The sequence below is a fragment of the Blautia sp. TM10-2 genome (assembly GCF_003480845.1).
GTDB classification, from domain to species: Bacteria; Bacillota; Clostridia; order Lachnospirales; family Lachnospiraceae; genus Fusicatenibacter; species Fusicatenibacter saccharivorans.
In genome coordinates this window covers 37,085-62,439 of sequence record NZ_QUJZ01000002.1, presented here as the reverse complement: position 1 = coordinate 62,439, position 25,355 = coordinate 37,085, and the positions used below count along the sequence as shown (strand labels likewise).

The window sequence follows — 25,355 nt, the reverse complement described above, 5'->3', positions numbered from 1 at the left end:
CATGACGTTTTTTTCCAGAAAACATTTACGCCTTCTCCTCCTTCCTGCGCTCCTTCTTCTGACGGGCTGCGCAGGTTCCGCAAAGGAAACGGCGGATTCCACAGAGAACGAAAAACTCTCCGCCGTGGCGACCATTTTTCCGCAGTACGATTTTCTGCGTGCCATCGGCGGCGATCACCTCGATCTCCACATGCTGCTTTCCCCGGGCGCAGAAAGCCACTCATTTGAGCCGACACCGGGCGATATGATCACAGTTTCCGAATGCGATCTCTTCGCCTACGTCGGCGGCGATTCCGATGCCTGGGTGGAAACGATTCTCGATTCCGTCGATACCTCGAACAAAGAAGTCGTCACGCTGATGGACTGCGTCGACACCGTTGCCGAGGAAACGGTCGAGGGAATGGAGACCCACGGCCACGCACACGATCATGAGGACGAGGATACGGACCACGACGAGGATTCCCACGATCACGACGAGGATTCCCACGATCACGAAGACGAATCCCACGGCGAACAGGACGAGCACGTCTGGACTTCACCGAAAAATGCAATGCGGATTGTCCAGAAGCTCTGCGATGCGCTCTGCCGCCTCGACCCGGAAAACGCGGACGATTATCAGGCAAACACTGCTTCATACCTCGCTTCGCTTACCTCCCTCGATGAGGAATTTTCCGATGTCACAGCGAATGCCAGCCGCCACACCATCGTTTTCGGCGACCGTTTTCCGTTCCGCTATTTCGCGGACGCCTACGGCCTCGACTATTACGCGGCATTCCCCGGCTGCTCCTCGGAATCCGAGGCGAGTGCCAAAACACTTTCTTTTTTAATTGACAAGATCAACGAAGAGCAGATTCCTGTCGTCTTCCACACCGAGCTGTCCAACGAAAAAATGACGGACTGCATCTGTGAGGCGACCGGCGCGAAAAAGCTGCTGCTTCACTCCTGTCACAACGTATCCAAAGATGATTTCGAAAACGGCGCCACGTATCTTTCCCTGATGGAACAGAATGTCGCCGCACTAAAGGAGGCTCTGAACTAATGGCTCTACTTACCTGCAGTGATGTCACCTTCTCCTACGAGGGCATCCCGGTCCTGACCGATGTCAACTTTGCCCTGGAAGCCGGCTCCTACCTCTGTATTGTGGGCGAGAACGGTTCCGGAAAAAGTACTCTGGTCAAGGGACTGCTTCACTTAAAAAATCCGTCCACCGGCTCGATCACAACCGGCGACGGGCTTCATCCAAGCGAGATCGGCTATCTGCCGCAGCAGACCGCCGCACAAAAGGATTTCCCGGCGAGCGTCTGGGAAGTCGTGCTGTCCGGCCGGCAGAACCACCCGCATTTCCCGCCGTTTTACACAAAGGCAGACAAAGAGGACGCGCTCCGCAATATGGAGCTTCTCGACCTCCTTCCATTAAAGAAACGATGCTACCGTGATCTCTCCGGCGGCCAGCAGCAGCGTGTGCTTCTCGCTCGTGCGCTTTGCGCCACAAAGAAACTGCTGCTCCTCGATGAGCCGGTCACTGGCCTTGACCCGGTCATGACAAACGAAATGTACCAGCTCATCCGCCGCATCAACCGCGAGCAGAACGTTACGATCATCATGGTTTCCCACGATATCCGCAATATTCTGCCGGACGCAACGCACATTCTCCAGCTCGACCAGAAGCAGGTCTTCTTCGGTCCGATGGACGAGTATCTGAAAACCGAGGCGGGAAAACAGTTTTTAGGAGGTGCTGACTTATGATTTCAAATCTGCTGAAAATGCTTTCTTATCCGTTTATGCAGCGTGCCCTTGTGGTCGGCATTCTCGTCTCTTTGTGTGCCGCACTGCTTGGCGTCAGCCTCGTGTTAAAGCGCTACTCCATGATCGGCGACGGCCTCTCCCATGTCGGATTCGGCTCTCTTGCAATTGCAGCGGCACTCGGTTTTGCTCCGCTTGCCTTCACAATCCCTGTCGTCGTGCTTGCCGCCTTTCTGCTGCTCCGCATGAACGAATCCAGCAAGATCAAAGGCGACGCCGCCATCGGCCTGATTTCAAGCTCTGCGCTTGCGATCGGTGTCATCACGGTTTCGTGGTCGAGCGGCATGAACACCGATGTCAACAACTACATGTTCGGAAGCATCCTTGCGATGAGTGATGAGGACGTTGTTCTCTCCGTGGTGCTCTCCATCGTCGTGCTGATCCTGTTCGTCCTGTATTACAACCGTATTTTTGCCGTCACTTTCGACGAGACATTTGCCAAAGCAACCGGTGTCCGCGCAGAGGTTTACAACATGCTGCTGGCATTCTTAACCGCCATCACCACCGTCCTCGGCATGCGCATGATGGGCGCGCTTCTGATCTCCAGCCTGCTGATTTTCCCGGCACTGACCTCGATGCGTCTCTGCCATACCTTCCAGAGCGTGGTGATCTGCTCCGCGGTTCTCTCGGTGGTGTGCTTCCTTCTTGGCATGTCCCTCTCGTTTTTCCTGTCCTCCCCTGCCGGAGCGACGGTCGTAATCGTGAACCTGCTGGCATTCCTGATCTTTTCTGCGATTGCCAGAATCCGCGAGCATACCGCATAAAAAGTTTCCGATCTGACCTGCTTTGTTTTACTGGAGGTATTTTATGAATCGAATTGTAATTGCACTGTTAAAACCGTTTTCCTTCATCCCGGCGATTCTGATGATGTCGCTGATTTTCTCCTTCTCTTCCCAGAACGGAACGGAATCCTCACAGCTCAGTGAAAAAGTGGCGCGCAGCATTTTCATCACGATCGACCACGTCATGGACCGCGGATGGGATGATGAGAAGATCCAGGAACTGGCTGACGAGTATCAGTACCCGGTGCGGAAGCTGGCTCATATGACAGAGTACTGTCTGCTTGCAATCTGTGTTTCGCTTCCGCTCTACGTCTACGGCCTGCGCGGCTTCGCGCTCACGTTTCTTGCCGGCATCCTCTGTGTCGCCTTTGCCGCGAGCGATGAATTCCACCAGACGACGGTCGCCAACCGCGGCCCGTCGGTAAAGGACGTCGGCATCGACAGCATCGGCGTTCTCTTCGGCATCACGTTTGTACGGCTGTTCTGCTGGATTGCACTCGGCGGAAATACGAAAAAAAGAAAGCGGCGCAGACGGCGCTACTATTACTAAAAATATTGGATAACAGAAAAATCCCCGTTGGAAAAATCATTTCTCCTGAAACTGATTTTCCCAACGGGGATTTTTTCATTTTTCTTAAAAACAGCTCTTAGGAAAGTGAATCCGCATACGCCTGAATATCTGCCTTCATCTGAATCCAGGCATCCTCATGCTCCACGTAGTACAGAGGGCAGAGCTTTTCGGTTACATCATAGTGACGGATCACATCGTCCGAAGTCAGATTGAACCGCTTGCATAAGAAACCGGCGAGCTGGACCACAGAATTGTATGTCTCATCGGTAAATTCACCGCTGTCATCCGGGTGGCAGCATTCAATCGAGATCGTATCGAAATTACGCTGGTTCGATGCATACGACCATTCACTCGTCGGGATACACTGAACGACTTCTCCCTCGATGCCGACGACGAAATGGCTGCTGGCCTGCGCCTCCTGCGTCTCAGGCAGGTTTTCAAAGTAATCACGGTTCTGCATCGCCGTGCTTCCCGGGTTTGCGGTGTAGTGAATAACGATACCGTCCACCTTTTTCAGCCTCGTCTGCGGTCTGGACCAGCTGTTCGGCGTCAGAAGCTCCACATCAATCGGCGGAGCGCCGGTCCAATCGGTGATATCGTTGTCCTCATAATCAGAACCGGAATAGTCAACGGCCGTGATATCACTTGCCGTTTTTGCCACACGGCGGATGCCGCTGTAAATGCCGACGCAGATCAGCACCACCAGAACTCCCGTCAGAAACATTCTGCGGTGAAGCTGGCGCTGCCTCTGTTTTCTTGTCATTTTTCCCCGTCTCTTCTGTGCCATATGTTCTCTCCCCGCTGCAAATAAGCGCCCCCTCATTTGAAAAGGCAGAAGCTGAAAAGTTTCTGCCCTTTCCCCCTTCTGCCTTTTGCGACTTTTTATTCTTATTTATCGTCCACGCTGTAGTTCGGAGCCTCTTTGGTGATGTGGATATCATGCGGATGGGACTCTTTTAAGGATGCTGCGGAAATCTTCACAAATTTTCCGGTCTCCTTTAAGGTCTCAACATCTTTCGCTCCGCAGTAGCCCATACCGGAACGAAGTCCGCCGATCAGCTGGAATACAGTATCCTCTACGAGGCCTTTGTATGCTACACGGCCTTCCACACCTTCCGGAACCAGTTTCTTGGCGCCGGTCTGGAAGTAACGGTCTTTGCTTCCGTTCTCCATGGCTGCGATGGATCCCATTCCACGGTATACTTTGTATTTTCTTCCCTGGAACAGTTCGAAATCTCCCGGGCTCTCATCGCATCCTGCGAAGATGCTTCCCATCATGCAGACATTGGCACCGGCTGCGATAGCTTTTGTCATGTCTCCGGAGTACTTGATACCGCCGTCGGCGATGATCGGAGTTCCGGTCTTCTTTGCTTCCTCATAGCAGTCCATAACGGCTGTGACCTGCGGTACACCGATACCTGCAACGACACGGGTCGTACAGATAGAACCAGGTCCGATACCGACTTTAACAGCGTCTGCTCCGGCTGCGATCAGGTCTCTTGTTGCCTCTGCGGTTGCCACGTTTCCGGCGATTACCTGCAGATCCGGATAATGCTCTTTGATGAGGCGAAGTGTTTTGAAGATATTTGCGGAATGTCCGTGAGCGGAGTCGATGACGATCACGTCTACGTGTGCTTTTACCAGCGCATCGACACGATCGAGCACGTTTGCCGTGATGCCGACTGCGGCACCGCAGAGCAGACGTCCCTGCTCATCCTTGGCGGACAATGGGTACTTGATGGTTTTCTCGATATCTTTGATAGTGATCAGACCTTTGAGGTTGAAATCGTCATCGACAATCGGAAGTTTTTCTTTTCTGGATTTTGCAAGGATTGCTTTTGCCTCGTCCAGCGTAACGCCTACTTTTGCAGTGATCAGGTTTTCGCTGGTCATGGACTCTTTGATTTTCTTGGTGAAATCAGTTTCAAACTTCAGATCACGGTTTGTAATAATACCAACCAGTTTTCCGTTCTCGGTAATCGGGACACCGGAAATACGGAATTTTGCCATCAGATTATTGGCATCTTCCAGAGTGTGCTCCGGAGACAGATAAAACGGATCGGTGATAACACCGTTCTCAGAACGTTTTACTTTATCTACTTCTTCTGCCTGCTGCTCAATCGACATATTCTTGTGAATAATACCGATTCCTCCCTGACGTGCCATGGCAATTGCCATACGGTGTTCTGTAACCGTATCCATGCCGGCGCTCATCATCGGGATGTTCAGCTTGATCTTCTTGGTCAGATGCGTAGTCAGATCTACCATGTTTGGGGTTACTTCAGAATACTGCGGAACCAGAAGCACATCATCGAAGGTAATACCATCACCAATAATTGTACCCATTTTCTTATCTTCCTTTCTTCTTAAGTCTTTTTGATTTATCACCTAGTTTAACAAAAAACGAAAACGCTGTCAATCCATAAATACTTTTCTTGGTGCGCGGTTGCGGATATCCTTTAACATCACCTCATCCGGCTCGAAGATGACCATCTGCATTGTGTTGTCTTTTGAAATAACAAATGCATACGGTTTGTGACCCTGTCCTTCGATTCCGGAGGAATAGTTGTAACGTTTGATACTCTGGTTGTTTTTGTAGGAATCAAGCTGATGGGACTGGTACGGAGCCAGGATTTCCATGTTGGAAAGCTCATAGCTTGCGGCTCTTTTTCTTCTTGACTGCGAATAGATACGGTCGATATCGAGCTCGCCGTTGACGTACAGATACTCAAACTCTACCGAAAGCTTCGGGATAAAAATATAGTCTACGATTCCAAGTACCAGCGCAAGAAGCAGAATCAGCGGATTCATCATAATTCCTGCGGCTGCAAAAAGAACGGTAAAGAAGATCAGAACTCCTTTGATCGCCTTGTCTTTTCCTGTCTGCTGTTTTTTCACCAGCACTTCTGTGTACAGATCACTCATTTACTCCATCCTCCTCAAGATATTCGATCAGTTTTGCTGCATTGTCCGCGTTCTTTGTATTGACCAACACGGTCAGATAACACGGCTCATAGTACGTAAGGCCCATATCCTGGTACTTTTTCAATTTGGAAATGTCGAGGCAGGTATCTCCCGCCTTTATCCCGTACTTCTCACACGTCGCTTCGTCAAACAGTGTGGACAGATCCAGAAAATAATCGTCTTTGCTGTAGTTGTCGTACACGGCCTGTGAACAGATCAGAACATCCATGCTCTGTGCGGCAATCACGGCTGTGAATTTCATCAGCGTGTTGTAATCCGCGTTTTCCAGGTTTTCACCGAAGCTGTAGCTTGTATCGATGCTTACCTTTTCGTACTTATCTCCGGTTCCGAGCGCTTCTTTTAGGTCCTCCTCGATCGGACTTACATCCTGCAGTCCTGCGTAATCCACTACGGCAATGCTCACGAGGTCATAATACTTCGCATTTTCATGGATATTCACAATCGTGCCGATGATGAAGATAACAGCGATGATGCCGAAAATGACAGCCTTGTAGTATTCCCAGATATAGGCCAGTTTCTCTTTAAAATTCATTTTCGACAGCTTCTCTTTTTCGAGCTGCATCTTCTCCTTCCTTGTCATGTCGGATTCATAACGACTTGCCATGTGTGTTTCTTCTCCTTTGTTGTATTTCCCCCAACATCCTACAAATCAGTATAGCATAAAACGCCGGAAGCGTCCATATACGCCGCCCGGCGAAAGCATGAAAACTTTCTGAAATTTTTTGTAACGATTCAGGGCCATGCGAAATGGAAGAAAAACTTTCCACTAAAAAATCGGCCGGCAAAGACAGGACTTCGGAACCCATGTTCCGCTACGGTCTTTGCCAGCCGGTTTTCTTATTTTGTTTTACCAGACATTTTTATCCCGGAAATTACATCATTCCCATTCCGCCGTCTGCGCCTGCCGGCATAGCCGGAGCCGGCTCTTTGATGGTGGAAACTACGGACTCGGTGGTCAGAAGGGTTGCGGAAACGCTGGTAGCGTTCTGCAGTGCGCTTCTGGTAACCTTAACCGGATCAAGGATACCAGCCTGGATCATGTCTACATACTCTTCGTTGTATGCATCAAATCCAACACCTACTTTGGACTCTTTTACTTTGTTGATAACAACAGCGCCTTCCAGACCTGCGTTTGTTACGATGTGGAACAGAGGAGCCTCAAGTGCTTTCTGTACGATTCTTGCACCGATCTTCTCGTCGCCGTCCAAGCTGTCAATCAGCTCTGCAAGCTGTGTTGTTACATGGATGTATGCAGAACCGCCGCCTGCGATGATACCCTCTTCTACGGCTGCTCTCGTTGCATTTAAAGCATCCTCCATACGGAGTTTTTCTTCTTTCATCTCGGTCTCGGTTGCTGCACCTACACGGATAACAGCTACGCCGCCTGCCATTTTTGCCAGTCTCTCCTGCAGTTTCTCTTTATCGAACTCAGAAGTGGTCTCCTCGATCTGGGATCTGATCTGGCCGATTCTTGCTGCGATGGCATCTTTTGCGCCGGCACCGTCAACGATAACGGTGTTCTCTTTCTGAACTTTAACAGATTTTGCACGTCCGAGCATTTCCAGAGTAGCGTCTTTTAATTCCAGACCAACTTCCTCGGAGATCACCTGGCCGCCGGTCAGGATTGCGATATCCTCGAGCATTGCTTTTCTTCTGTCGCCGTATCCCGGTGCTTTGACAGCTACTACGTTGAAGGTTCCGCGCAGTTTGTTGATCACGAGTGTCTGGAGAGCCTCGCCCTCTACATCCTCAGCGATGATCAGCAGTCTTGCGCCGCTCTGTACGATCTGCTCCAGCAGCGGAAGAACTTCCTGAATGTTGGACAGTTTCTTATCGGTAATCAGGATATATGGATTGTCGAGAACGGCTTCCATTTTCTCCATATCGGTGCACATGTAAGCGGAGATATATCCACGGTCGAACTGCATACCTTCTACCAGCTCCAGCTCGTTCTGCATGGTCTTAGACTCCTCGATGGTGATAACGCCGTCTTTGGAAACTTTTTCCATAGCATCAGCTACCATCTGGCCTACTTCTTCGCTTCCGGAAGAAACAGCTGCAACTTTTGCAATCTGCTCTTTGCCTGCTACCGGCTGGCTCATCTCTGCAAGGATCTGAACAGCTTTATCGGTTGCTTTCTTCATTCCCTTACGAAGAACGATCGGGTTCGCACCTGCTGCCAGGTTTTTCATTCCTTCGTTTACCATAGCCTGTGCCAGAACGGTTGCGGTTGTGGTACCATCACCTGCTACGTCGTTGGTCTTTGCAGCAACTTCTTTGATGAGCTGTGCGCCCATGTTTTCAAAGCCGTCTGCCAGCTCGATCTCTTTTGCAATCGTAACACCATCGTTTGTGATGAGCGGAGCGCCGTACTGTTTGTCCAGAACAACGTTTCTTCCTTTCGGTCCAAGGGTTACACGTACGGTATCTGCAAGCTGGTTTACACCATTCTGAAGAGCGTTTCTTGCCTCTGCTCCATATTTAATCTCTTTTGCCATGATTGTCATGCCTCCTGATTTTTACTTGATTATTCTTTATTTTACAACTGCCAGAATGTCATCCTGTTTTACGATGATGTACTCTTCGTCTTCCAGTTTGACGTTGGTTCCTGCATATTTGGAATAGATTACCTGATCTCCGACTGCAACTTCCATTTTTACTTCTTTGCCGTCTTCTACTTTTCCAGGTCCTACTGCGATAACCTCAGCCTGCTGCGGTTTCTCCTGTGCCTGTCCCGGAAGTACGATACCGGATTTTGTGGTTTCCTCTGCTTTTAACTCTTTTAATACAACTCTGTCACCTAAAGGTACTAACTTCATTTATGTTTCCTCCTTCAAGATTTCATTCAGTTTTATTTATTAGCACTCAGTTCATTCGAGTGCTACTTGATGGTTCTTACTATAGTGTTTTCCACCTCATTTCGCAAATGCATGAATTTTGTAATTCTCTTTTTTTTTCTCGTGATAGCTCTTAATTTCTCTTATTTTCTCGTTTTTTCTTATTTTGGCAACTTTTTCATATTTTATACTCTCTTTAGAATCTAATTATAGTTTATTCCTAAAAACGGGAATGATACCATTTTTTTCCGCTCCCCGAATGCTTTTTTGCACAAAAAGAAACGGCGCCATTCTTAAACGGCTCCGATTCTTTTCTACATTCCACTTTTTTATTTTTTCGCCTCGTCCGGATGGGCATCGCCCTTTCCTTTCAGGTTCTTTCTTGCTTTGATCTCGTCGAGTTCATCAAAGATATAATCATTTAATACCTTGATATACGTTCCCTTCATACCGCTGGAACGGGACTCGATGACGCCTGCGCTCTCGAATTTGCGGAGGGCATTTACGATGACGGATCTTGTGATGCCGACGCGGTCTGCAATTTTGCTTGCAACCAGAATGCCCTCATCCCCGTTCAGTTCATCAAAGATATGGATGATGGCTTCCAGTTCGGAGAAGGACAACGTGTTGAATGCGGATTTAACCACCTGAACCTTGCGGTTTTCCTCCACATTTTCCTCGTTGACGGAACGCATCATTTCCAGTCCGACAACGGTTGTGCCGTACTCACTGACGATGATATCGTCGATATCGTACTGCGGGGTGCAGCGGTACATAAATACGGTACCAAGGCGTTCTCCGGCGATCTCGATCGGGCAGATAATTGCGGTGTAGCGCTCTACACCAGGCCGCTCAAAGCCGAGGGTCTGTAAATTGACGTTCTCTTTTGTGGAGAGTACGCCGAGGAGACGCTCGTTTAATGCGGCATCGACATAACCGCCCACCTTATCCTCGATCAGCTCCGTAATTTCTTCCACGCCCGGGCAAAGGCTGATGCCCAGCACTTTTCCTTTTTTACTGATCACCAGGATATTGGAACTTAACGTTTCCATCAGGACTTCACAGATATCGTTGAACACGACCTTCGTGGAGTGATTGTTATGAAGCAGTTTGTTGATTTTTCTGGTTTTATCCAGCAGTTGTACGCTCATGTTCTTCTCCTTTCTTTATTTTCTGCATTTTTTTGGCGTATCCGCCGAAAAAAATGCACACTGATGCCTTTTTCAGACAACCCTTAAAACTAAGCTCATTCTATCATGTAGTTTTCCGGAAATCAATATATTTTTCAGAAAACTATAAATTTTATAAAAATTCATGCTAAATTTTTTCGGATCTTCCTGTTTTTCCGCCTCGATAAGCAAAAAAAACGGCCTGCACCAGTTTTTCACCAGTACAGACCGCTTTGTCATTCTCAGTCTTCGTCTTTCTTTTCGCGTGCTTCTACATAGCCGCACTGCTCGTCCGCGCAGACCAGCTTATTGCCTTTTTCCAGCATATAGCCGCCGCACTGCGGGCATTTCTTGGCAGACGGTTTCTGCCAGGACATGAAATCGCATTCCGGATTGTTTTCGCATCCATAATATTTCCGTCCTTTTTTCGTCTTGCGCAGGATCACTTCTTTTCCGCACTTCGGACACGGAACACCGATCTTTTCCAGATACGGCTTCGTGTTCTTGCAGTCCGGGAATCCCGGGCAGGCGAGGAATTTTCCGTGCGGGCCGTATTTGACCACCATGTTGCGGCCGCAGTTCTCGCAGATGACATCCGTCACCTCATCCTCTACCTTAACTTCTTCGAGGTTCTTTTCTGCCTCTGTGACCGCCTCATAGAGATCCGGCCAGAAGTTCTCGACTACTGTCTTCCACGGAACACTTCCATCTCCAACCCTGTCGAGCAGAGCTTCCATCGTTGCCGTAAAGTTGACATCCACGATGCTCGGGAATGCCTCTTTCATCATGTTGTTGACCACCTCGCCGAGCTCTGTCATGTAAAGGTTCTTGTTCTCCTTTGCCACGTAACGGCGGTTGATGATCGTTGTGATGGTCGGCGCGTACGTACTTGGACGGCCGATGCCGAGTTCCTCGAGTGTTTTGACAAGGGAAGCCTCGGTGTAGTGTGCCGGCGGCTGTGTGAAGTGCTGCTGCGGATCCATCTTTTCCAGTGCCAGCTCCGTTCCTGCCTCCAGGCTCCGGACAGCGGCGTTTTTCTCTTTCTTTTCCTCATCCGGATCGGTGTAAACGGACATGAAACCATCAAATGCCAGACGGGAGGAAGCTGCTGTAAAGAGATACTCTCCTGCATTGATCCGTGCGGAAATTGTCTCATAGACGGCCGGCTGCATGCGGCTTGCCACAAAGCGTTTCCAGATCAGCTGATACAGGCGGAACAGATCTCTTGGCAGGGATTCTTTTACCATTACCGGTGTATTCGTCACATCGGTCGGACGGATGGCCTCGTGCGCATCCTGTGCCTTGCTGTTTTTATTCTCCGTCGTGTCCCCGCTTGCGGTATATTTTGTGCCGTACTGCTCCTGGATAAAGGAACGTGCTGCCGCATCGGCCTCCTCGCTGATTCGTGTAGAATCGGTACGCAGATAGGAAATCAGAGCGATCGTTCCCTTTCCTTTTACTTCCACGCCCTCGTAGAGCTGCTGCGCCAGACGCATCGTCTTCTGTGTGGAGAAATTCAGCACCTTCGATGCTTCCTGCTGCAGGGTACTCGTGGTGAACGGAAGCGGCGCTTTCTTGGAACGCTCTCCTTTTTTCACTTCGGATACGGTAAAGGTCTCATTTTCCAGTCCCTTTAAGATTTCATCGAGCTGCTCTTTCGTCTCGATCACCATCTTTTCACTGCCTTTGCCGTGGAATTTTGCAACGAGCGGTTTCTTCTCGCCTGGAATTTTCAGATCTGCTTCCAGTGTCCAGTATTCTTTCGGAATGAACGCATTGATCTCATCCTCGCGGTCGCCGATGATGCGCAGTGCAACGGACTGCACACGGCCGGCGGAAAGTCCGCGTTTGATTTTCTTCCATAACAATGGGCTGATTTCATAACCTACCATACGGTCGAGGCAGCGGCGCGCCTGCTGCTCGTCCACCAGGTTCATATCGATGTCGCGTGCCTGTTTGATCGACGCTTTGACTGCTGATTTTGTGATCTCGTTGAAGGTGATGCGGCGCATCTTGTTCTCATCGAGATTCAGCGCAATCGACAGATGCCAGGAAATTGCCTCTCCCTCGCGGTCAGGGTCAGTTGCGAGATAAACTTTATCTGCTTTTTTTGCGGCTTTTCGAAGAGATGCCAGAAGCTCTCCTTTTCCGCGGATGGTGATATATTTTGGTTCAAAGTCATGTTCTACATCAATTCCAAGCCGGCTTTTCGGCAGATCGCGCACATGGCCCATAGATGCTGCAACTTCGTAATTTGCCCCGAGATACTTTTTCACCGTCTTGACTTTTGCCGGTGATTCCACTATTACAAGATATTTTGCCACCTCTGATGCCTCCTGAATACATATTTTTATAACTGTCCAGATCTATATTGCGTTTTTCATATCGCATAGTTCTGCATCATTACAAATTCCAGAATAATTCCTAAATTAGTCGTAACTTCCACTGACTATACACCAAAAAGTTTTTTCTTGCAAGTGTTTTCCATTTTTAAAATGTACCATTTTTCGATGTTTCCCGACAAAATAACAGGATTTTTTCTATTTTTTAACGATTTTTCCTGATTTTTTTCTTTTCTTTTTCCTTTTTCAGACATGCACGCGGCGCAGAAGAGCCCCCTTTTTTCTTTTTCTTCTATTATAATTGTACACTGGGCGGAATATCACAAAACCTTTCTTTTCCTCGTCCCTTTTACGATAACGCCATGTACACGCCCGGCGGATTTTCCGCAATAACGCCGTCAATTTCGAGTGCCAGCAGAATGCCGGTCAGCTCCTGCAGCGGGATTCCGGTGCTGCCGGCAAGCTGTGCAAGATTCTGCGGTTCTGCCGCGAGTGTTTTCAGAACCATTTCCGCCTCTTTTCCATAGCGCGGACGCGGTGCGGCTCTTTTTGTCCCGGCCTTTTTCACGCCCAGCTCCTCGAGAATCGTTTCGGGTGAAATCGCAATTTCCGCTCCCTGCGCAATCAGGCGGTTGCAGCCGCGGCTTGTCGCATCCGTTGTCCGTCCGGGCAGGGCAAATACCGTTTTTCCCTGCTCCAGCGCGTAGTCCGCCGTAATGAGCGAGCCGCTCTTCTCTTTTGCCTCAATTACCAGAACGACATCTGCCAGCGCACTGATCACGCGGTTGCGGATCGGGAAATGCCACGGAAGCGGCTCTGCGCCCGGCGGAAATTCGCTTAAGACACCGCCTCCGTTTTCCAGCATCCGCCGCATCAGCGGGTAATTCTGTTTCGGATAGCAGATATCCACGCCGCAGCCAAGCACGGCAAACGTCTTTCCCTTTCCGCGCAGTGCCCCCTCGTGCGCCGCCGCGTCGATTCCGCACGCCAGTCCGCTGATCACCGCCACGCCGTTTGCCGCCAGCACCTGCGCGAAAAAGGCCGCCTGGCTCTTTCCGTACGCCGTACATATCCGCGCGCCCACAATCGCCGCTGTTTTCTGCTCATCCGCCGGCAGCGCGCCCCGCACAAAAAGGCGGGACGGCATGTCCGCGAACGGCATAAGCCGCTCCGGATAGCCCTCCTGCCCGCGGCCGACTGTAAAGATTTCCATCGCCATATGTCAGATCCTCCATATACTTTTGTCGGCGCTCCGAAAGCAGATCGCCTCGCTGATATGCGGCACGCCGATTTTGACCGCCCCGTCCAGATCCGCAATTGTCCGCGCGGTGCGGATAATTCCGTGGTAGGAACGCGCGCTGAGGCGCAGGCGGCGGAAGGCATCCTCTAAAAGCTCTTCCGCTGCCTTTTCCAGGATACAGTATTTCTCGATCTGGCCTGCTTTCAGTTCGCTATTGAAATGAATCGACTCCTGCCGGTAGCGCGCCGCCTGAATTTCCGCCGCTGCCGTCGCTTTTTCCCGCATCTTGGCCGAGGATTCGCACCGCTCCTCGCCGTGCAGATCCTCGTAGGAAAGTGCTTCCACCTGCACGCAGAGATCCATGCGGTCGAGGAACGGCTGGCTGACTCTCGAGAGATACCGGCTGATGTCGCCGGGTGCGCAGGTACAGCGCGATAAGTCGGGGTAAAAGCCGCAGGGGCAGGGGTTCATTGCCGCCACCATCAGAAATGACGCCGGAAACACATAGTTTCCGCTGACACGGGAAATCACAATCCGGTGCTCCTCGAGCGGCTGGCGCAGGATCTCAATGGTTGCGCGCGTCATCTCCGGGAGTTCATCAAGGAAGAGAACGCCGCGGTGTGCCAGCGTAATTTCGCCCGGGGACGGCTGTTTTCCGCCGCCTGCAAGAGCCTGCGGCGACATCGTGTGATGCGGAGCACGGAAGGGCCGCTCCCGGCGGACACCCTCTCCTTTGGCAAGCATTCCGGCGATGCTGTAGATCCGCGTTACTTCCATCTGCTCCTCCTCAGACATCGGAGGCATGATCGTCGGAATCCGCCTTGCGATCATGGATTTTCCGCTGCCCGGCGGCCCCAGCATCAGCAGATTGTGAAATCCGGCCGCAGCGATAAGCGCCGCCCGCCGCGCCGCCGTCTGGCCCTGCACTTCGGAAAAGTCCGGCTCTTTTCCGTCCTCCTTCTTTTGATTTTCTATAGACGGAAGCGACGGCATTTTCCCTTCACAGCAGTAGTTCAAAAGCTCCTGTAAATTCTGGATTCCAACGACGTGAAGCCCGCCGACCAGACCCCCTTCCGCGGCATTTCCGGCTGGAACAAGAAGCGTTGTGCATCCAAGCTCCCGCGCCTTCGCCGCTGCCGGAAATACACCGCTGATCTCCTGCACATGGCCGTCAAGGCCGAGTTCGCCGAGCACCATCGTTTTCCGGAGTGACCCGGGCGGAATCCGGCCGAGCGTCATCAGAACGCCCGCTGCAATCGGAAGATCGAAACGCGATCCTTCTTTTCGGACGTCCGCCGGGGATAAATTAATCGTAATTCGTTTCGGCGGCAGGGAAATTCCCATGTTTTTGAGGGCTGTCCGCACGCGGTCCTGCGCCTCCTTTACCTGGGCACTCACGTAGCCGACCATCGTAAACTGCGGCATGCCGTCACTGACATCCGCCTCCACCTGCACCGGAATCATCTCCATGCCCGAGACGGTGGCTGATAATACACTGCAATACAAAGAAAACCTCCTTTTCTTTCAGTAGCAGGTCGTATAGTTCCTATTTATTTTTCATTTTGGGAAAATGTCCGGCAAGAACACCGGGAAGATATTATCTTTGATTTTTGTTCGAAAAAGTAAGGATAAGGAAACCTTTTCTGCACCTGATTTCCTTACCCTTTATTATAGAAGCAGTCCGTTTGAAATGTCAAGCATTTACGAAGCGGCAAACCGTAACCGCAACTTTTCAATTGCATTCTTCTCGATCCGCGACACGTACGAACGGCTGATGCCGAGCCGGGCAGCGACCTGTTTCTGTGTGTATTCTGCTTTTCCGCCAAGGCCGTACCGGAGAAGAAGCACCTGTTTTTCCTGCTCTTTTAATTCCGAATCCAGATAACAGTACAGCCGCACCGCGTCCTCTTTCCGGTTGTACTGTTCCGCGATATCCTCCCCGCCGCCCTCCACGATGTCGAGCAGATGGATCTCATTTCCCTCCTTGTCGGTTCCGATCGGCTCGTAGAGGGAAATCTCCCGTGCCGTTTTCTTTTTGCTCCGAAGATACATCAGCAGCTCATTATCAATACAGCGGGCGGCGTATGCGGCCAGCCGGTTTCCTTTTTTCGGATCATATGTCATCACCGCCTTGATGAGGCCGATCGTTCCAATGGAAATCAGATCGTCGAGATCATCGGGCAGGCCCTGATACTTTTTCACAACGTGCGCGACCAGGCGCAGATTCCGCTCGACCAGAATGTCTCTGGCTTTTGTATCGCCCCTCTGATACGCATCCAGACAGCTTTTTTCTTCCTGTGCAGACAGTGGTTTTAAAAAGGGTTCCAAGAAAAGCGGCACCTCAAAGGGGATTTTTCTTTATTTTATGTTTGAATTGCAGGAAACGTGCCTGTCTGCTATACTGATAAGATCAGCCGGGTTTTCCGGCACTCGACATTATATTTTTAAGAGGAGGTTTCCTTTTATGACAGACCAGAAAAACGGACAGGAATATCTTTCTTTTGTGCTGGAAAAGCTGCAGGCGCGTCTTGCCGAGATCAGTCAGTCTCTGCTGGACGGACAGAAAGAAATTGAAAATATGCACGATTATTACTGGCAGAACTATACCGAGATGGACCAGTACGGATATGAGGATTACGACAATCAGCAGGCGCTGCTGCATCAGGTGAATGCGAATCAGGAGCAGCTTCTTCTGCGGAGCCGCTTCCGGAAAATGCTGGATTCTCCGTTCTTCGGGCGTGTGGATTTCTGCTATGACGGGGATGATGAGCCGGAAATTTTCTATATCGGCATCGGCAATTTTGCGGAGCGGCCGGGCGAGCTGCCGCTGATTTACGACTGGAGAAGCCCGGTCAGCGGTCTTTTCTACGATTTTGACCGCGGGCCGGCTTCCTATCTGGCGCCGGGCGGCGAGATGACAGGGGAAATCTGTTCCAAGTGGCAGTATAAGATCCGGGATGGAAAGATGATTTACGGATTTGAGAGTGATGTGAAAATTGATGATGATATTTTAAAGGCGGAGCTTGGCAGCAACGGCGAGGTACAGCTGAAGAATATTATCCGCACAATTCAGAAGGAACAGAATGCGATCATCCGCAATACGAAGGACCGGATTCTGGTAATTCAGGGAGCGGCGGGAAGCGGCAAGACATCGGTGGCGCTGCATCGGATTGCCTACCTTTTGTATCATGACAGACAGAATCTGAAGTCTTCGAATATTCTGATTTTATCGCCGAACGGGGTATTTTCGGATTATATTTCACATATTCTGCCGGAGCTCGGTGAGGAGAATATTCAGGAGATGAGTTTTGATCTCTTTGCTTACCGCAAATTACAGGACACGGCGGCGGACTGTGAGGATCGCTGTGATCAGATTGAGCGGGAGATGCGGGATCCAAAAGCCGCAGAACGGTTTGCTTTAAAACAGTCGCAGGCGTTTGTGGACCAGATGGAGGGATTTGCGCTGGAGCTTGAGGACGAGCTGATGAATTTCTCAGACGTTTCGTATAAGTCGTTTGTGAAGTCAGAATCGGAGATTATTACGCTGTTTTATGACAAGTTTGCGGATATTCCGCTGCTCTCGCGGATGGATGCGGTGGCGGAGACGTTTATTGACGAGATCGAGACGCTGCTGAACCGGGATCTGCCGGAGGAGGAGCGGATTCCGCTCATCGAAAAATTCCGGAAGATGTATGGGACGATGGATTTTTATGTTCTCTACAATCGTTTTCTGAAGAAAGAGGGATATCAGACGCTGCCGCGGCGGCCGTTGGAGAAGCGGAAACTGCGGTATGAGGATGTGTATCCGGTTCTGTATCTGAAGTACCGCCTGTCGCGGCAGGCGGAGCGGTCGAATATTAAGCATCTGGTGATTGATGAAATGCAGGATTATTCGCGGCTCCAGTATCTGATGATCCGGCGGATGTTTTCCTGTAAGATGACGATTCTCGGCGACCGGGCGCAGACGATGGCGGATCAGCAGCAGGATGTACTGCAGTTTTTACCGGGGATTTTCGGGAAGGATCTGCGGCGGATTGAGATGCGGAAGAGTTACCGGAATACGGTGGAAATTGCGTCGTATGCGGCAAATCTCATTGGCGTGACGGATCTGGAGCTGTTTGAACGGCACGGAATGCCGGTGTTGGAACGGGATGTCACGGATCTTGAGGCGGCTCTGCGGGAGGCAGTGGATACACTGTTTCCAGATGAGAAAACGTATGAGACAGCGGCGGTGATTGTACCGGATGAGAAGACGGCGGAACGGACTTATTTGATTTTGCGGGAGATTCTGTCGGAAAAAGATTTTGACTGTGAGAAGCGGCTTTCTTGGCTGAACCGTGACAGCTCCAGTTTTAAGAAAGGACTGACGGTTACCACATTTTATCTGGCGAAAGGGCTGGAGTTTGATCAGGTGTTCTCGATTTTCCCGAAGGACGAGAAACGGGAGATAATGATGCAGGCGCAGTATATTGCAGCGACCAGGGCATTGCATGAGCTGAGAGTGTATCATATTTAAAAACAGGGAGATCCTCCGAAAAAATTCGATTGGATCTCCCTGTCATTTTTATTTTCGATCAGATATGATAGAATCCTGCGGACTGTGCCGGGATGGTGATGGTTCCGTCTTTGGATTCTGCTTTTCCTCCGATCGTGTAGAGGGCATCCTTCAGCTCTGCACTGTATGGGAAGGACTGCTCTTTGTCGGATGGGTTGATGATGACGAGGACTTTTTCACCCTCAGCCTCACGGACGTATGCCAGCGGATACTGGTTTTTCTCTGCATAAACGAACTCGATGGTTCCGCGGCTTAAGAGTGCTTTGCTGCTCTGGCGGATCTGGATGAGTTTTTTAACTTCGTGGTACAGGGAATCCGGATCGGCCATCTGTGCTTTTGCAGTCGGACGGTCTTTGCCCGGATCCATGGTGATGTAGAGGTCGCTGGCCGGTGCGCTGGAAAATCCTGCGTTGGTGCTGTCATCCCACTGCATCGGAGAACGGGAACCGGTGCGGTTGTATCCGCCCTCAACGGATTTCAGGCCTTCGACGTAGCGCATACCGATTTCATCACCGTAGTAGATGAACGGCGCACCTGGCATGGAAAGAAGGAAAGCGAAAGCAATTTTCAGCTCATCCCCCTGCAGACGGCGTGCCAGACGGTCCATATCATGGTTTCCGGACGGGATGCAGATCAGGCCTTTCTGTGCGGTCTTATTGTAGTTGGTTTTGTAGGTCTCTACAAACTCAGAGATATCTCCTTTTCCGCGTTTGGAGAAGAATGGCTCATCGCAGCGGAACAGATCGTTGTAATGGGACGGTCCAAAGTGAAGCAGGAAGTCCATGTGGAAGCCGCCCTGTAAGGATTTGTCCGGCTCGCCCCACTCGGATACCATGGCTGCATCCGGGAACTCGGCGTCGAGGAATTTCCGTACCTGCTGCCACAGGCGGATGGTTCCTTTGCCTTCCTGATCGTTCTTTACCAGGGAGCCCGCCATATCGACACGGAAGCCGTCGCAGCCCATGTTCAGCCAGAATCTCATGACATCTTCCATCGCTGCCAGCGTTGCCTGCGGTCCCTCATCATCAAAGGACTGCTGCCACGGTTTTTCCGGATCCGGCTGATAAAAGCCGTAGTTCAGGGCCGGCTGGTTGGAGAAGAAGTTGATGGCGCAGGCGCCGTCACGCTCGGAAATGCCGCGCAGGCTTCCCATTCCTTCCGGTGCTTCCCATACGTTATTGGTCCATACGTAGCGGTCTGTAAATTCATTGCGGTCTGCTTTCATGGATTCTTTGAACCATGGATGCTCAACAGATGTATGGCCCGGAACCAGGTCGAGCAGAACGTGCATGTCACGTTTGTGTGCCTCTTCGAAAACTCTCTTCAGATCCTCATTCGTTCCGTAGCGCGGTGCAACGCGGCAGTAATCTGCGACATCGTATCCTGCATCACCAAATGGGGACAGGAAGCACGGGTTGATCCAGATGGCGTTGCAGCCCAGCTCCTTGATGTAGTCTAATTTTTCAATGATACCCTGGAAATCTCCGATTCCGTCGGCGTTGGTGTCGTTGAAGGACTGCGGGTAAATCTCATAAAATACTGCGTTATCTAACCATTTTGACATTTTTTCTTTCCCTCTTTCGCTCTTTCGCTCTTATTTCTGCTGTATTTTCGTCGTTGCAGCAAGTGTTTCTATATGATATATTACTACTGTATCCGCTGAAATACCAGTAATTTCCTATTTCATTCTAATACTATTCTATGATTTTATGCATGCCGCGCTCTGCCATTTCCGGCATTTTACGGACATGCTTTTTGGAGGAGGATTTTATGATGCTTTCTGCTGCGAAAGAAAAACGCCAGCACGGCTCCATGCAGGTTCCCTACAGTTATTATGACTGCCGGATACTCGACTATTTTCCCGGCGTACCGCTGCACTGGCACGGGGAGATGGAGCTGAATTATATCAAACGCGGAACGGGGTATTTTCAGTATGAGGACCGTCTGCTTACGGCGCATACCGGTGATATTTTTCTGATTCAGCCGAACCTCGTACATGCCATTCTGCCCGCCGAGCAGGAGTCGATGTTTTATGATACGATTGTTTTCCACAAGAATATGCTGATCGGCGGGTATGACGACCGCAGCTACACGGAAATTCTGCAGCCGTTTTTCTCCGCCCGGCGCCGCATCCAGGCACCGATTTCACCCGAACATTCCAGTTATGCTGCACTTTCTGCATCCGTCCAGCAGATTTTCCGCTGCATCCTTGAAAACTCTGCTGTCTCCGATCTTCTGCTGAAAAGTGAGCTGCTCCGCTTCTTCTATCTGCTCGCCGCATCGCCGGAACTCTGCACCGATCGTCCCGCCATGCCTGCGGCTGCTGAAAACCTGCGGCCTGTGCTCGCCTATATCCAGGAGCACTTCGCCGACCCGATTACCATAGAGGAACTTGCCAGGCTGTCGCATTTGAGCAAAAGCTATTTTATGAGCTGTTTTAAGCAGACCTTCGGACTCGGGGCCGTTGAATATCTGACACAGTTTCGGATCAAAGCCGCCTGCGAGGCGCTGCGCAGTACGACGCAGAGTGTGTCCGAAATCGCGTACGACAATGGTTTCCGCAACCTTTCCAACTTCAACCGGCAGTTCCGAAGCAAAGTGGGATGTACGCCGCAGATGTATCGGAAGGAATTTCAAAATTCATAAATTCAAAAAGGGATGCATCAAAATATGCATCCCGAAAATCTATCTCTGATCCTATTTTTATTCCGTAATCTCCGGTACCGACGGAACATCTTTATCTTCTTCCCGCCAGCTCCCAGAATGCGACAGCGCTCGCCGCAGCGACGTTCAGTGAATCCACACCGTGTGTCATCGGAATCAGCACGGTTGCATCTGTTTCAGCGATCGTATCACTTGCCAGTCCGTCACCCTCGGTTCCGAGCAGAATGGCGAGCTTTTCATGCGTTTTCAACGACGGATCATCCATCGGAACGGAGTCTTCTTTTAATGCCATCGCAACGGTATAAAATCCAAGTTCCTGCAGTGCAGCAATTCCCTGCTCCGGCCAGTAACTGCCGCCTGGCAGCACGGTCCATGGGACCTGGAAGACATTTCCCATGCTCACGCGGATGGCGCGGCGGTACAGCGGGTTGCTGCAGCCTGATGTGAGAAGCACGGCATCGATGCCAAGCGCGGCGGCAGAACGGAAAATCGCACCGACATTCGTCGGGTTCACGACATTTTCCAGAATCGCCACGCGGCGGGCATTCCGGCAGATTTCCTCCATAGCCGGAAGCGTGCGGCGGTGCATCGCGCAGAGCATGCCGCGCGTGAGGGCAAAGCCTGTGAGCTGTTCCAGCACCTTCGTCTCTGCTGTATAGACCGGCGCGTCCGGGCAGTGCGCAAAGAGTGCTTCGTTTGCGGCAAGCTCTGCGCTTCCGGCAAGGAACGAAACCGGTTCATATCCGACATCCAGCGCACGCTCGATGACACGCGGACTCTCCGCAAGAAAAAGGCCTGGCTGCGGTTCATAATAGTGCAATAACTGCGGTTCTGAAAGACGCGCATACACGTCGAGCTCCGGCGCCGCAAAGTTTTCGATTTTTCTGATCTCTGACATAATATTGATTTCCTTTTGCGTTTTCTCTTTGTTTTCACTATGTTCTATTGTAGCAATCCCGCTCCCGTTTCGCAATCCATTCTTTTTCCCGCCGGTGCCGTTCCCCGCACCATTCGCCAAACCGTGCTTCCAGCACGCATCGAATTTTCTTGTTTATCTGTCTTTTTTAAAAATTTCTCAATTTCCTCTTGCCAAACGCCGCCAGAGACGTTATAATAATCGACGGTTCAAAATTAAAAACTGCAGAAAAGATTGGTATCAGATTGGAAACGGCACAAGTGCATTGCTTGGTTAACGAACAACACATGTGTCTTTTTTGCGCCCATTTTTCAAAATTGCAAAGAAAAGGAGAACAATCGATGCCAAAAACAAAATTTCAAAACGTTGTATTTACCCTCATGATGTCCTTTCTGATGGTCTATGCCATGATCTGCTACAACATTTCCATGAACATCGGCGGAATGACAAATCAGGTCTTTCTGATGGCGTTTCACGAGATGATAATCATGTGGCCGGCCGCTTTTATCCTCGAGTTTTTCCTCGTGGATCATCTGGCTCACAAATTAGCTTTTTGCATGGTAACACCGCAGGATCGTCCGATCGTAATCACGCTGGCAATTTCCATTATGATTATTGCTATTATGTGTCCGATTATGAGTTTTATTGCAACGCTGCTGTTTAAAAATGCCGGAAAGGAATTCGTTGCTGTCTGGCTCCAGACCACGTTTTTAAACTTCCCGGTTGCCTTCTTCTGGCAGCTCATGTACTGCGGACCCTTCATCCGTTTTCTGTTCCGCAAACTGTTTCCGGAAAAATAAGAAAAGATATCCACAAAGGCGAACCGCTTTTCCCCTCTCTTTCCACAATTTCTGTGGACAGACGGTGCAAAATGGTTCGCCTTCTGTGGATATCTTTTGTTTTCTTCCGGGATTACTCCTGCGGTACCGGATTGGATACGCTGACTACATGATCATACCAGGTTCCTTTTTTACCAATGATCGCAACATTGAAATCCTCGTCCAGTTTTTCTACCGGGATATCAAAGCCGTACACTTCATCTGTGGTTCCGTCAGAATACGTTACCTCATCTGTGGTCGGCTCGATCAGCTCTGCGCCGTCTGCCTGTGCTTCTTCTTTTGTTCCCACAAAGACATTGACAATGTTTTTGGATACCAGGCTGACGTGGATGGTCATTTTTCCGTCTTTTACCGTCAGGACACCCTTTCCTTCTTTTGCTTCATTGACATGGAACATATTGCTGTCTGTATTGAAGTCTGCCGTATACGTACCGTCTTCCAGCTCTGATGCGCTGCTTTCTCCTGCAGTCTCCGCTGCCGATGCGCTTTCTGCTGAAACATCTGATGTGGATGTACTGCTCTCTGCCTTAGATGCATCCTGTACAGAAGCGGAAGATGCGTCTGCCGCAGAAGACGCAGATACTGCAGATGCAGAAGATGACGCTGCATCCTTTCCGCCACATGCGCCGAGCATGGATACAGTCAGTGCTGCTCCAAGAAAAAGAACTGCCAATTTTTTTCTCATAATAAAATTCCTCCTTGTATCACCTTGAAGCGGATCTTTTTCATCCGCTCAACTTAAAATCCGACAGCACACTGAGTCTCTTCAGCCGTACTGCCGGATCTTATTTTACTCTATTTTACGTTCGGAATACAACCCCTAATTATTCAGCATCGTCCTGAACGCCGTTGCCGTCCATAGCTGCCTTGGTGTGCTGTACATACAGCTGCTCAACAGCATCAATTCTTCCAAGACCTTCGATCTGAGTGTTGATCTCATCGAATGCACCGGATGCCTCAAACTGGCTCTTCCAGGAATCCTCATCCTCGCCTGCCATATCGTTGTTTGCGTGGTCACCTGCAACAACCATCAGCGGACGAAGAATTACTTTCTTGTATCCGGCTGCTTTTACTGCCTCGATCACATTCTCGCAGGCGGTCTCTTCCGGCTCGCCCTCAACGGTTCCGATGAATACGTTTTTGTATCCAAGAGTATCCATCTGTGTCTGCATCTGGCTGTAAGTTACTTTTGCATTGTGGGAAGTACCATGTCCCATAAATACGAAAGCAGTGCCGTCCTCTGCTGCTGCATCCAGACTGTCATAATTTGCAGATTTTACTGCCTGTGCCGTGATTGCTTCTGCAACGGCCTGTTTGTCCTCGTTGATTACGGTAGCGTCACTTCCAACCTCGCCAAGCAGCGGCTCTGCGATGGTTACGGACTCAAATTTATCTTTATAGCTATCTACTGCTTCTTTCAGCTCGTCGTACTCTGCGCCGTGCATCAGATGAGTCGGCTGAATAATCAGTTTTTTCACGCCATTGCTTACAGCTCTTTCCAGTGCCTGATCTACGTTGTCGATCTTCTCGTCATCGCGGGCCTGTACATGGTTGATGATGATCTGTGCAGTGAAGGCACGTCTTACGGACCAGTCCGGATATGCAGCCTGCAGAGCTTTCTCAACGCCTCCGATATCCTCAGCACGGCTGTCGTTGAAGGAAGTACCAAAGCTTACAACCAGAAGCTCATTCTCGCCGATCTCGTCTCCGTTTAACGGATCATCCTTGGAAGCATCCCCTGTGTCTCTTCCGAAGTAATCCGGATCTGCGTTCTCACCTTCTACGAGTTCTTTCTGTGCGTCTGTCAGGGCATCCCATGCCTCTTTTGCTTCTTTGCACTGCTCGTCGGTGTTATCATTTCTTTCCTGTACATAAATTGCGTCAATCAAAGCTGCCACTTTATCTGCTGCCTCCTGGTCTGCATCTGCGGATACCTCTTCAGATGCAGAAGATGCGCTTACGCTGCTGCTTGCTGCTGTGGTGTCTTCCTCAGATGCGGAAGATGCACTTACGCTGCTTGTTGCTGTGCTGCTTGCGCTGCTGCTGGATGCGTTGCTGCTTCCGCATGCGCCGAGCATAGATGTTACCATAGCTGCTGAAATTAAAGCGACTACAAGTTTCTTTTTCATTTTTGTTTTCCTCCCATTTGCTGGTATCTTTGCAACAACCAATATCGGGGACGTTTTACATTTCAAACTATGAGAAACACGCTCCGCGAGTTTCTCAAGTTATCGCGGCAGTCGCTAAGGTCTCGTGCAAGCACGGACTTTGGCTCGTTGCCCGCGTAAATAGAAAGAAGCCCTTTCGTTTTTCAACGAGGGGCTTCCAGTATTTTCATCACAAAGAAAACCATCTCACCCGCTGTGGGGCAAATGTCCGCTTTCCTGTTTTGTACTGCCAGTTCCTCGTGGCACGAACGTAACGTTCCTGTACTGCGAAAGGCAGGTCTCCCGGCTCATTGCTTCAGGATTTGACTCCAGCGCATCGGTCTCCTTCCCGGTTTCCCAGTGGATCATTCCCCTGCTTGCAAAATACGGTGACGAGTTCGTGCAGGATTCACACCTGCTTCCCTTTTCACCGGACACGCATGTCCGACACCTTACACATCGATATTTAATTGTTTTTTCTTTAACGACTGTTAGTGTAGCACAT

Annotated in this window: 22 protein-coding genes and 1 riboswitch; of the genes, 7 read left to right on the top strand and 15 right to left on the bottom strand. The window is 50.4% G+C overall.

What is annotated here, in order from left to right; all coding sequences use genetic code 11:
• Window position 1: 1 nt before the first annotated feature.
• The 4 genes from DXD92_RS02335 to DXD92_RS02320 are packed head-to-tail and all read left to right on the top strand — an operon-like array spanning window position 2 to window position 3,135.
• Window positions 2-1,039, top strand: a complete 1,038-nt coding sequence (locus DXD92_RS02335) for a metal ABC transporter substrate-binding protein (RefSeq protein ID WP_118640082.1) — start codon at window positions 2-4, stop codon at window positions 1,037-1,039.
• Window positions 1,039-1,746, top strand: coding sequence for a metal ABC transporter ATP-binding protein (locus DXD92_RS02330; RefSeq protein WP_022462193.1), 708 nt, complete (start codon window positions 1,039-1,041; stop codon window positions 1,744-1,746). Before DXD92_RS02335 ends, DXD92_RS02330 begins: the two co-directional genes overlap by 1 nt.
• A complete protein-coding gene (locus tag DXD92_RS02325) occupies window positions 1,743-2,567 on the top strand; it encodes a metal ABC transporter permease (RefSeq protein WP_022462192.1) in 825 nt (274 codons plus the stop codon). Before DXD92_RS02330 ends, DXD92_RS02325 begins: the two co-directional genes overlap by 4 nt.
• Before the next feature lie 43 nt (window positions 2,568-2,610).
• Window positions 2,611-3,135, top strand: coding sequence for a VanZ family protein (locus DXD92_RS02320; protein WP_118639970.1), 525 nt, complete (start codon window positions 2,611-2,613; stop codon window positions 3,133-3,135).
• 97 nt (window positions 3,136-3,232) lie between these two features.
• On the opposite strand, the gene DXD92_RS02315 is transcribed toward DXD92_RS02320, so the two are convergent.
• The 11 genes from DXD92_RS02315 to sigK form a co-directional block, all read right to left on the bottom strand.
• Window positions 3,233-3,943 carry a peptidoglycan recognition protein family protein gene (locus DXD92_RS02315; RefSeq protein ID WP_022462190.1) on the bottom strand — a complete coding sequence of 237 codons (711 nt, stop codon included), beginning with the start codon at window positions 3,941-3,943 and terminating at the stop codon, window positions 3,233-3,235.
• A gap of 101 nt (window positions 3,944-4,044) precedes the next feature.
• Complete coding sequence (gene guaB, locus DXD92_RS02310) at window positions 4,045-5,502, bottom strand: IMP dehydrogenase (RefSeq protein ID WP_117509520.1); 1,458 nt, start codon at window positions 5,500-5,502, stop codon at window positions 4,045-4,047.
• Window positions 5,503-5,571: 69 nt separating this feature from the next.
• A complete protein-coding gene (locus DXD92_RS02305; RefSeq protein ID WP_022462188.1) occupies window positions 5,572-6,081 on the bottom strand; it encodes a DUF6106 family protein in 510 nt (169 codons plus the stop codon).
• On the bottom strand, window positions 6,074-6,745 hold the full coding sequence (locus DXD92_RS02300; protein ID WP_117509521.1) for a hypothetical protein: 672 nt from the start codon (window positions 6,743-6,745) through the stop codon (window positions 6,074-6,076). The genes DXD92_RS02305 and DXD92_RS02300 overlap by 8 nt, the downstream gene beginning before the upstream one ends.
• A 268-nt stretch (window positions 6,746-7,013) precedes the next feature.
• On the bottom strand, window positions 7,014-8,639 hold the full coding sequence (groL, locus tag DXD92_RS02295) for a chaperonin GroEL (RefSeq protein WP_022462186.1): 1,626 nt from the start codon (window positions 8,637-8,639) through the stop codon (window positions 7,014-7,016).
• A 36-nt stretch (window positions 8,640-8,675) separates the two neighbouring features.
• Window positions 8,676-8,960 carry a co-chaperone GroES gene (gene groES, locus DXD92_RS02290; RefSeq protein ID WP_022462185.1) on the bottom strand — a complete coding sequence of 95 codons (285 nt, stop codon included), beginning with the start codon at window positions 8,958-8,960 and terminating at the stop codon, window positions 8,676-8,678.
• 347 nt (window positions 8,961-9,307) lie between these two features.
• Window positions 9,308-10,129 (bottom strand): GTP-sensing pleiotropic transcriptional regulator CodY, encoded by an 822-nt coding sequence (gene codY / locus DXD92_RS02285; protein ID WP_022462184.1) that lies wholly within the window; start codon window positions 10,127-10,129, stop codon window positions 9,308-9,310.
• A 260-nt stretch (window positions 10,130-10,389) separates the two neighbouring features.
• Window positions 10,390-12,471: a type I DNA topoisomerase gene (topA, locus tag DXD92_RS02275; protein WP_118639969.1), complete on the bottom strand. Its 2,082-nt coding sequence runs from the start codon at window positions 12,469-12,471 to the stop codon at window positions 10,390-10,392.
• Window positions 12,472-12,838: 367 nt separating this feature from the next.
• Window positions 12,839-13,708, bottom strand: a complete 870-nt coding sequence (gene dprA / locus DXD92_RS02270) for a DNA-processing protein DprA (protein WP_022462182.1) — start codon at window positions 13,706-13,708, stop codon at window positions 12,839-12,841.
• Window positions 13,709-13,711: 3 nt separating this feature from the next.
• Window positions 13,712-15,235, bottom strand: coding sequence for a YifB family Mg chelatase-like AAA ATPase (locus DXD92_RS02265; protein WP_118639968.1), 1,524 nt, complete (start codon window positions 15,233-15,235; stop codon window positions 13,712-13,714).
• Between the two features lie 195 nt (window positions 15,236-15,430).
• A complete protein-coding gene (gene sigK, locus DXD92_RS02260; protein WP_118640081.1) occupies window positions 15,431-16,057 on the bottom strand; it encodes an RNA polymerase sporulation sigma factor SigK in 627 nt (208 codons plus the stop codon).
• A 136-nt stretch (window positions 16,058-16,193) separates the two neighbouring features.
• Between sigK and DXD92_RS02255 the strand changes: the two genes are divergently transcribed.
• Window positions 16,194-18,245, top strand: a complete 2,052-nt coding sequence (locus tag DXD92_RS02255) for a HelD family protein (RefSeq protein ID WP_118639967.1) — start codon at window positions 16,194-16,196, stop codon at window positions 18,243-18,245.
• A 58-nt stretch (window positions 18,246-18,303) separates the two neighbouring features.
• Here the strand turns inward: DXD92_RS02255 and DXD92_RS02250 are convergent, their stop codons facing one another.
• Window positions 18,304-19,848 (bottom strand): alpha-amylase family glycosyl hydrolase, encoded by a 1,545-nt coding sequence (locus DXD92_RS02250; RefSeq protein WP_117761016.1) that lies wholly within the window; start codon window positions 19,846-19,848, stop codon window positions 18,304-18,306.
• A gap of 206 nt (window positions 19,849-20,054) precedes the next feature.
• Between DXD92_RS02250 and DXD92_RS02245 the strand changes: the two genes are divergently transcribed.
• Entirely contained in the window at window positions 20,055-20,930 is an 876-nt protein-coding gene (locus DXD92_RS02245) for an AraC family transcriptional regulator (protein WP_158581750.1), read from the top strand.
• Between the two features lie 91 nt (window positions 20,931-21,021).
• On the opposite strand, the gene DXD92_RS02240 is transcribed toward DXD92_RS02245, so the two are convergent.
• The gene (locus DXD92_RS02240) at window positions 21,022-21,846 is read right to left on the bottom strand and encodes a TrmH family RNA methyltransferase (protein WP_118640080.1); all 825 of its coding nucleotides are present in this window, start codon (window positions 21,844-21,846) and stop codon (window positions 21,022-21,024) included.
• A gap of 359 nt (window positions 21,847-22,205) precedes the next feature.
• Between DXD92_RS02240 and DXD92_RS02235 the strand changes: the two genes are divergently transcribed.
• Window positions 22,206-22,664: a DUF2798 domain-containing protein gene (locus DXD92_RS02235; protein WP_022462175.1), complete on the top strand. Its 459-nt coding sequence runs from the start codon at window positions 22,206-22,208 to the stop codon at window positions 22,662-22,664.
• Window positions 22,665-22,776: 112 nt separating this feature from the next.
• Here DXD92_RS02235 and DXD92_RS02230 read toward each other — a convergent pair whose 3' ends face one another.
• Window positions 22,777-23,388 carry a hypothetical protein gene (locus DXD92_RS02230; protein ID WP_022462174.1) on the bottom strand — a complete coding sequence of 204 codons (612 nt, stop codon included), beginning with the start codon at window positions 23,386-23,388 and terminating at the stop codon, window positions 22,777-22,779.
• A 139-nt stretch (window positions 23,389-23,527) separates the two neighbouring features.
• Complete coding sequence (locus DXD92_RS02225; protein WP_117761012.1) at window positions 23,528-24,832, bottom strand: sirohydrochlorin cobaltochelatase; 1,305 nt, start codon at window positions 24,830-24,832, stop codon at window positions 23,528-23,530.
• Between the two features lie 294 nt (window positions 24,833-25,126).
• A riboswitch (cobalamin riboswitch) is annotated at window positions 25,127-25,320 on the bottom strand.
• Between the last annotated feature and the right edge of the window lie 35 nt (window positions 25,321-25,355).